This window comes from Phenylobacterium sp. (assembly GCF_030697305.1).
Lineage (GTDB): Bacteria > Pseudomonadota > Alphaproteobacteria > Caulobacterales > Caulobacteraceae > Phenylobacterium.
In genome coordinates this window covers 1-6,018 of sequence record NZ_JAUYQL010000049.1, presented here as the reverse complement: position 1 = coordinate 6,018, position 6,018 = coordinate 1, and the positions used below count along the sequence as shown (strand labels likewise).

The following is a 6,018-nucleotide window of genomic DNA, read 5'->3' as shown; positions in this document are numbered from 1 at the left end:
ACCACGGTTTGACGCCACGAATCGCAGATTTGAAAGTGAACAGGAAAGTCAATGAAATCAACGATCTACCAACACCACCTCCGCGCCAGTGCTAGCTTTTCGTACCGTCACTTATTGCACTGAAAACGAGGAGACCCCGGTCCTGGTCACGGAGGCCTACCCCGACATCGGGTTCAACTTCCTGCTCGGTGTCGCCGATGACGATGCTCTGATTTCCATCATCAAGACCATGCACGGTAGGCTGAACCGCAAGCGCAGCGTTCAGAACCCGGCCACCAAAGCCGAAGAAGATCTCAACCGCATGAGTGAGGAGGCGTGGGCCTCGTTTCTGCCGAGGCTCGATGCGCTGCTTGACATCGCCGAGCGCGCCGCAGAGGCGGCCAATGAAGTTTCGGCGGGGCTGATCTGGAGCGAGGCGTTTTCTTTCCTGATGCCGCTACCGAACGTGGATGAGGTCGAACTGGTGGACGAGCGCACCTCACGGTCGCTCATGCAGCTGCCCGAAATCGACATCACGGTCTACACGGGCACTGGCGCGAATCGCCGCTTTGTGACTACCCACCGCAACCAGGTGCCTGGTGTCGCCAAGGGCTGCACGTTGGTCTTCACGATTGTCAACCCTCATGTCGTCCCGCAGTTCGCCACCGTCGAATGGACAGTACGTAACAAGGGACCGGACGCCGACGCCTTCAGCGACCTTGGTCATCGCAGGATGGGGATGCGGCTGCTGCAGGCGGAAGAGCGCACGCGCTACCTCGGCACGCATTACATGGACTGCATCGTACGCGTCAATGGCCAAGTCTACGCAGCACGACGGGTAGCTGTCACCATCCGCGACGTCCAGCACCATGTCCATGCCCCCGCGAAGCCGTCGTACACGCGGTTGCGTATGAAGCGTCGGCGATGATCCACATTGAGCTGGCCTGCGCAGAGAGGTGGAGATATGAAGCGCAGCTGCGGCGCACTACGTGCTCAGTCGATGTAAGGAGTGAGCTGTTCTCGATGGCCGTTACCGTGCGCCAGCTCCACGTGAAGGCCGTGGCGACCCACGATCACTGCCAGCAGGGGGCGCTTGTCGGCCCGCTTCTTGGCCAGCTTCCGCCACTCGTCCAGGTCGATGCTTGAGGGAACGGGGATGTCTTGCGGATGTGTGTGCCACTCACCGATGTAGCGGGTGGTGCCAGCGCTTTGGCGCCACTTGCGTTTTGCCACCGCTCGGTGCCCGAAAGGCAACCGTTCAAAGAGGTAGCGAAGCTGACGGTCCAGCCGCGTGGGCGTCGTGGCTACCGTGACAAGCAGGCCGCGCTCGTGGACGGTTCCCAGCAGTACACCGCCGCTTTCCGGGAGATCGCCCACCTGGACGTTCCTCTCAAACACACTGCGGACGTCGTCGGAGAAGTTCAGCAGAAGGCTGCCGTCGGCGAGCGTCCAATCTCTCACTTGGCGCATGCAGGGCATCCTACGTACCGTTGGGGTGAGCAATCCTTGAAATGAACCTCGCGTTGCAGATCAAGCACACGTGTCCTGAAGCTGGGCGACTCGGCGGCGTCCAGCCAGGCCTGTACCATCTCCATCGCCAGGGCGGCCGCCTGTACGGACGCAGAGGCAGGGAAGGGAACATACAGGCCTTCGCAGCCATGCCCCTTCATGATGACCTCCGGCGGCACGTCGAACACGCGGTACTGGTCCTTCAGGGGCGGCTGCGACACGCATCGCGCACAGGCGTGCTCTGGCTTGGCCTTCAGCAGGGCGCGGACGGCCGCGCCGGTCCCTTCAACCCAGGCCGCCAAGAACGGCACTTTGTCCGCATACTTCCAGGTGAGCCAGTCGGTCAGGCCTTGTTCCCCGGTGCCGTCGATCAACAGATCCAGCGGTTCTAGATTCACATCCTTCACATCCCTGACCACGGCCACCGCGTCAATGCCCGGTGCAACGCGCTTGAGCTCTTCGCACATCGCCTCTGCCTTGTTCTTGATCAGGGCGTTGAAACCGAGCCGATGGCGGCCGAGGTTGCCGGGATCGAGCGAGCCCATATCCACCAACGTCAGCTTTCCGCCAACCGTGCCGGCACCTGCCTTCGCCAGCATCTCGGCAAGGTAGCCACCAATCGTCCCGCACCCGACCAGTCCGACCTTGAGCCCGGCTAGGGTCTTGGATCCGGGCAGGTTGCGCTCGGCCAGGTACCGGTCGTCGATCCGGTACACAGAGATTCGACCGACTGGCAGGCGATATAGGCTCTCGCGCAGAGACGGCTTGTTGGCGATGCCGGCGGGATTTCGCTTGAGGTCCACCTCGACGCCGTACTGGACCTGCGGAGAGTCGATAAGGACCAGCACGCGCGCCGCCTTCACCTGGAACATCTCTATGAGGCGCTGTTCGATCTTTTTTCTGCACCTCGGGTCCAACATGTTCTGCCACTTCAGGAACGCCTGTACGGTCTTGGGCGGCCAGCTTTCCTGCAGCGGCATAGGCCTTGCCTTGGTGTGAACGCGGAACGCCCTCAACTCGGTTTTGGGTCGCCCCAGGCCAATTGCTTCCAGCTTGGCGTGGGTGCGCTGCTTGTCGTCTGTGGCGACGCTGATCTTCCCGCCGTACGTGTAGGCATCCAGCCTGCCGGGCCGGCGTTCGTCGACGTCCAGCATGCACCAGCGGTGGCCCCAGGTGATGTGGAATTCCTCCGCCAGGTCCTCGACCATCTTGCCGGCCAGGATGTCTTCCAGGACCTGCTCGGCCCGGTCTAGGCAGGCCATCGTCTGCTGAATCGGATTGAAGGAGTCAAAGATGACCGAGCCCACCGCCAAGTAGCACAGGTACCCGTCCACACTCAGGTGGGGCTGTAGTTCAGGTCGCCCAGGCGGAACCAGCGTCAGCCAGACGCGGGGAAAATCATCAAGCGCGGGCGAGATTGCCAGCTCGCACGGGTAGTTCTTCGCCTTCAGGCGCAGCTGACCGGCGTACCTCAACCTTCCGCGCTCGTCCCGCTTCAAGTACGAGAAGCCACGTTTTTGCAGCGCGGCGGTCAGGTCTGGGATCGTGACCTTCTCAAATTTCATCCGGCGCGCGTCCGCCCGACCAGCTCGTTGGGGCCCGCAATCGCCGGAGAGGATGCGATGGCGGTCGCGATGATCGAAGCGGCTGCGCCCACCTTGACGCGGTCAGGACGATCCGGGAAGCGCGGCCCGAACATCCCCTGCAGCCAGGTGCATGCCTGCTCGGCGCTACCGGCGTCCAGCGCCGCCTGGAGCCGGCGGCCCAGATCCTCGAACCGCAGCGCCGCCTGTTCGACCAGATCTACCTCATCACTGGGCGCACGCAGGCGGTCGGTCAGCGACTCATTCGGGTTGATCGGGTTGCTGACACCCTTGCGCAGCGCCGCCGGCAACTGCTTGACGACGTCGACCAGCGCCTGGTCATCACGACGATCCTGCTTCACGAACAACGGCGACGCTGCGGCCATCAGCAGGATGGAGCTGGGACCGCCCGATTTCCAGGTCCAGTCACGGTACGCCTTGATGTATCGCACGACGCGGCGCAGCTGTTCGCCACGGGTCTCGACTTGATCGACGAACCACTCCTTCACCGGGCGGGGGTCGGAGTGCATCCAGCCTTCCTCGCGGTGGGCCAGCAGCACTTTGGTTGTGGGCAGTTCGTCCCAGCTTTCGATCGTGGCCTCGGAGAAGTTGCGGGTGTCTTTCATGGAGCCGCGAAGGGCGTTCTCCGCCTTCACGAGAGTCTCGAACTCGTTGTCCGGGATGGCGTACAGCGGAATGTCGATGTGCGCGAGGTCGCTGATTTCCACCCGGATGCAGGTCGGCTTGCCGGAGAGCTTCCAGCCCTTTTCCTTGACCAGGTCAGCCAGTGCCTTCTCCGCCACGCCGAAGAACACATCCGCTGCGACGCTGGGACTGTCGGTCTGATTCAGGAAGCTGAGCGGTAGGTAGCATCCGTCGTCGACGTCGGCCTGCTGGGGCTCCTGCGCGGGAGCATTCAGCGTTTTGTAGGCCCAGGAACCCTGGGTGAAGAAGCGCGGCTGCGGAACCTTGCCGGGATGGCCTTCTGCCGCGTAGACGCGGGGGATGCCGTCGCGCAGCGCCATCCGGACCTCGTTCTTGGCCTCGGCGATTTCCTTGCGGTCTTGGTCACGCAGGTTCAAGTTGCCGAAGAGGCAGGATTCAAGTTCGACTTCTGTGTAAAAGAGGGCGCTCAGGTTCAGCATGGGCAGTCGGGCATGTGATGGACGGCGCGACGCGTGTTCAGACTCGTCGCCTGCAAGCACCGACCCACCCGTTCAGCCCTTAAACCGGCAAGCCGGCTACTGCGCCAACGCGTACTGAGGATTCGGCACGTAAGGAGATGGTGTTGGGGTTAGTCTTTTCAAGACCCTACGAGCGAAATAGGGATAATACCCACCAAGCTCAGGCGGAGTCTGCCCGACATAGCAGGTCATATGCTATATCTATGATCGGTGGGGTGTTAGGCTAGCGCTTGCGTGGAGGCTTCTTTTTTGCATTCCCCTCAAGCATTCAGCGCTCTTCACCTGCTGCGCCACGCTGCCCCCAATCTCCCCAGCGATTTCGCTGGGCTGGGTATCGTGTTTTACGACTCGCTGATGGCACTGCCTCATCTTCAGCTTGAAGTCGTGGGCGATGAGCATTTCGATCTACCGGTACAGGGGGCCGAGCTCATCTGCGAAGTGCTTGCTCGAACAGCGCGCCTGTCTTCTCCCTGGCACGACGGGTTCCACTTCGTGCATGCCAGTTCGGCGTCGCTAACCCACCTCTGCCAGTTTATCGCGCCACCACTGCCCAGCATGTCAGCCGCTGTGCCGCGCGCCAGCGGCGCTAGGCACATGACGGCGCTCCTGGCCTCGAAGGTGGCCGGCATCGTGGCCATAGGGCTTCTTACCCACGAACACGCGGCGTCCATCTATGAAGCTGGACGACTGACTTGGAGTGAAATCCTTTGATGCTACCCGTTAGCCTGACCTACGACGACCTCCTGCGGCTGTTCAAGTACTGCGGCTATGTCGTGCTGGTAGTGGCTGGCGGCATCCTCTTGTTCCGCCTACCAGAACTGCAGGCGCACCCGGTGAAAGTCATCTGGCAGAGTGTTTCCACCGCGCTGGCTGTGCCGCCGCTACTGATCTGGGGGCTGTCAAAGCTGAAATGGAAGCACCCGAAGCTCGCCTGGCTTATGGGAAAGCGCATGGTTCACGGGCTGTGGTGGGGCGAATTGAAGACAGAATTCAAGCCAACCGAGGGCGCCGATTCGCTGCCGCCCATCCCGATCGCGTTCGTGGTCCAGCAGAGCTACTTCTTCCTGACAATCCAGTCCTATACGCCCAGCTTGCCGGCCCGGTCCACATTGGAGACCATGGTGGTTGAACCACGGAGCTCGATTGCGCAGCTTCAGTACGTCTTCGAAATGCGGCGGCTGCAGGACGCCGAGGACAAGCTCACCACGGGCTACGGGGACCTTCGGCTCACATCGGGCGACAAGCGGCTGGAGGGCTACTACTGGACCAACTCGCCCACTCGGGGCCACATTTCGCTGGACCTGGTAACCCGCGATTTCAGCGGCATCGACTCGTTCACTGATGCCGAGAAGGCTCGTGCCGAGTTGCTGAAGGGTAAGCGGCCAGCCAACACATGTTGACCCGCGCGGGCCACGGGTAGTTCGGCTCAGCCCGCTGGCGGCCAACGATGGGGCAGCAGATTGGCGATCTGGCTGACTCTGTGGGTGAGCAGGCGCTGCAGGACGTCCTTGATGTACTCGTAGGGATCGTGCCCGTTGAGCTTATCCGTCTGGATCAAGCTGGTGGCCGCTCGCTTGCTCGTCGCCAGGGTTCCCGCGAACAGCCAGTTCGCCTGACCCGTTGCAATCACAGGGTCATTCTGCCCATGTCGGGCAAGAGGTCGAAGTCTTCTACCGCTGGCATGCGCTGTACGGACGTCGGGTGCGGCGGCAATACAGCGAGCAACGAGCGACGGGCGAGGTGGTCCACGTTGAGGTGAGTCC

Annotated in this window: 6 protein-coding genes and 1 pseudogene; 3 read left to right on the top strand and 4 right to left on the bottom strand. The window is 62.1% G+C overall.

The genetic code is table 11. The features are described 5' to 3' along the window. The first annotated feature begins 88 nt into the window (after window positions 1-88). Window positions 89-907, top strand: a complete 819-nt coding sequence (locus Q8R27_RS05955; protein ID WP_305698147.1) for a hypothetical protein — start codon at window positions 89-91, stop codon at window positions 905-907. 65 nt (window positions 908-972) lie between these two features. Here Q8R27_RS05955 and Q8R27_RS05950 read toward each other — a convergent pair whose 3' ends face one another. From Q8R27_RS05950 to Q8R27_RS05940, 3 genes are read right to left on the bottom strand one after another with little or no spacing between them, the layout of a single operon-like run. Next, entirely contained in the window at window positions 973-1,449 is a 477-nt protein-coding gene (locus tag Q8R27_RS05950; RefSeq protein ID WP_305698146.1) for a Mov34/MPN/PAD-1 family protein, read from the bottom strand. Then, the gene (locus Q8R27_RS05945; RefSeq protein WP_305698145.1) at window positions 1,437-3,053 is read right to left on the bottom strand and encodes a ThiF family adenylyltransferase; all 1,617 of its coding nucleotides are present in this window, start codon (window positions 3,051-3,053) and stop codon (window positions 1,437-1,439) included. Before Q8R27_RS05945 ends, Q8R27_RS05950 begins: the two co-directional genes overlap by 13 nt. Then, window positions 3,050-4,216, bottom strand: coding sequence for a CBASS cGAMP synthase (locus tag Q8R27_RS05940; protein WP_305698144.1), 1,167 nt, complete (start codon window positions 4,214-4,216; stop codon window positions 3,050-3,052). Before Q8R27_RS05940 ends, Q8R27_RS05945 begins: the two co-directional genes overlap by 4 nt. A 273-nt stretch (window positions 4,217-4,489) precedes the next feature. Here Q8R27_RS05940 and Q8R27_RS05935 point away from each other — a divergent pair, with 273 nt between their 5' ends. Next, window positions 4,490-4,966: a hypothetical protein gene (locus Q8R27_RS05935; protein WP_305698143.1), complete on the top strand. Its 477-nt coding sequence runs from the start codon at window positions 4,490-4,492 to the stop codon at window positions 4,964-4,966. Then, on the top strand, window positions 4,963-5,655 hold the full coding sequence (locus Q8R27_RS05930) for a hypothetical protein (protein WP_305698142.1): 693 nt from the start codon (window positions 4,963-4,965) through the stop codon (window positions 5,653-5,655). Before Q8R27_RS05935 ends, Q8R27_RS05930 begins: the two co-directional genes overlap by 4 nt. A gap of 26 nt (window positions 5,656-5,681) precedes the next feature. On the opposite strand, the pseudogene Q8R27_RS05925 reads toward Q8R27_RS05930, so the two are convergent. Then, window positions 5,682-5,879, bottom strand: a pseudogene (locus Q8R27_RS05925) (transposase domain-containing protein); the annotation flags it as partial. Window positions 5,880-6,018: the final 139 nt, after the last annotated feature.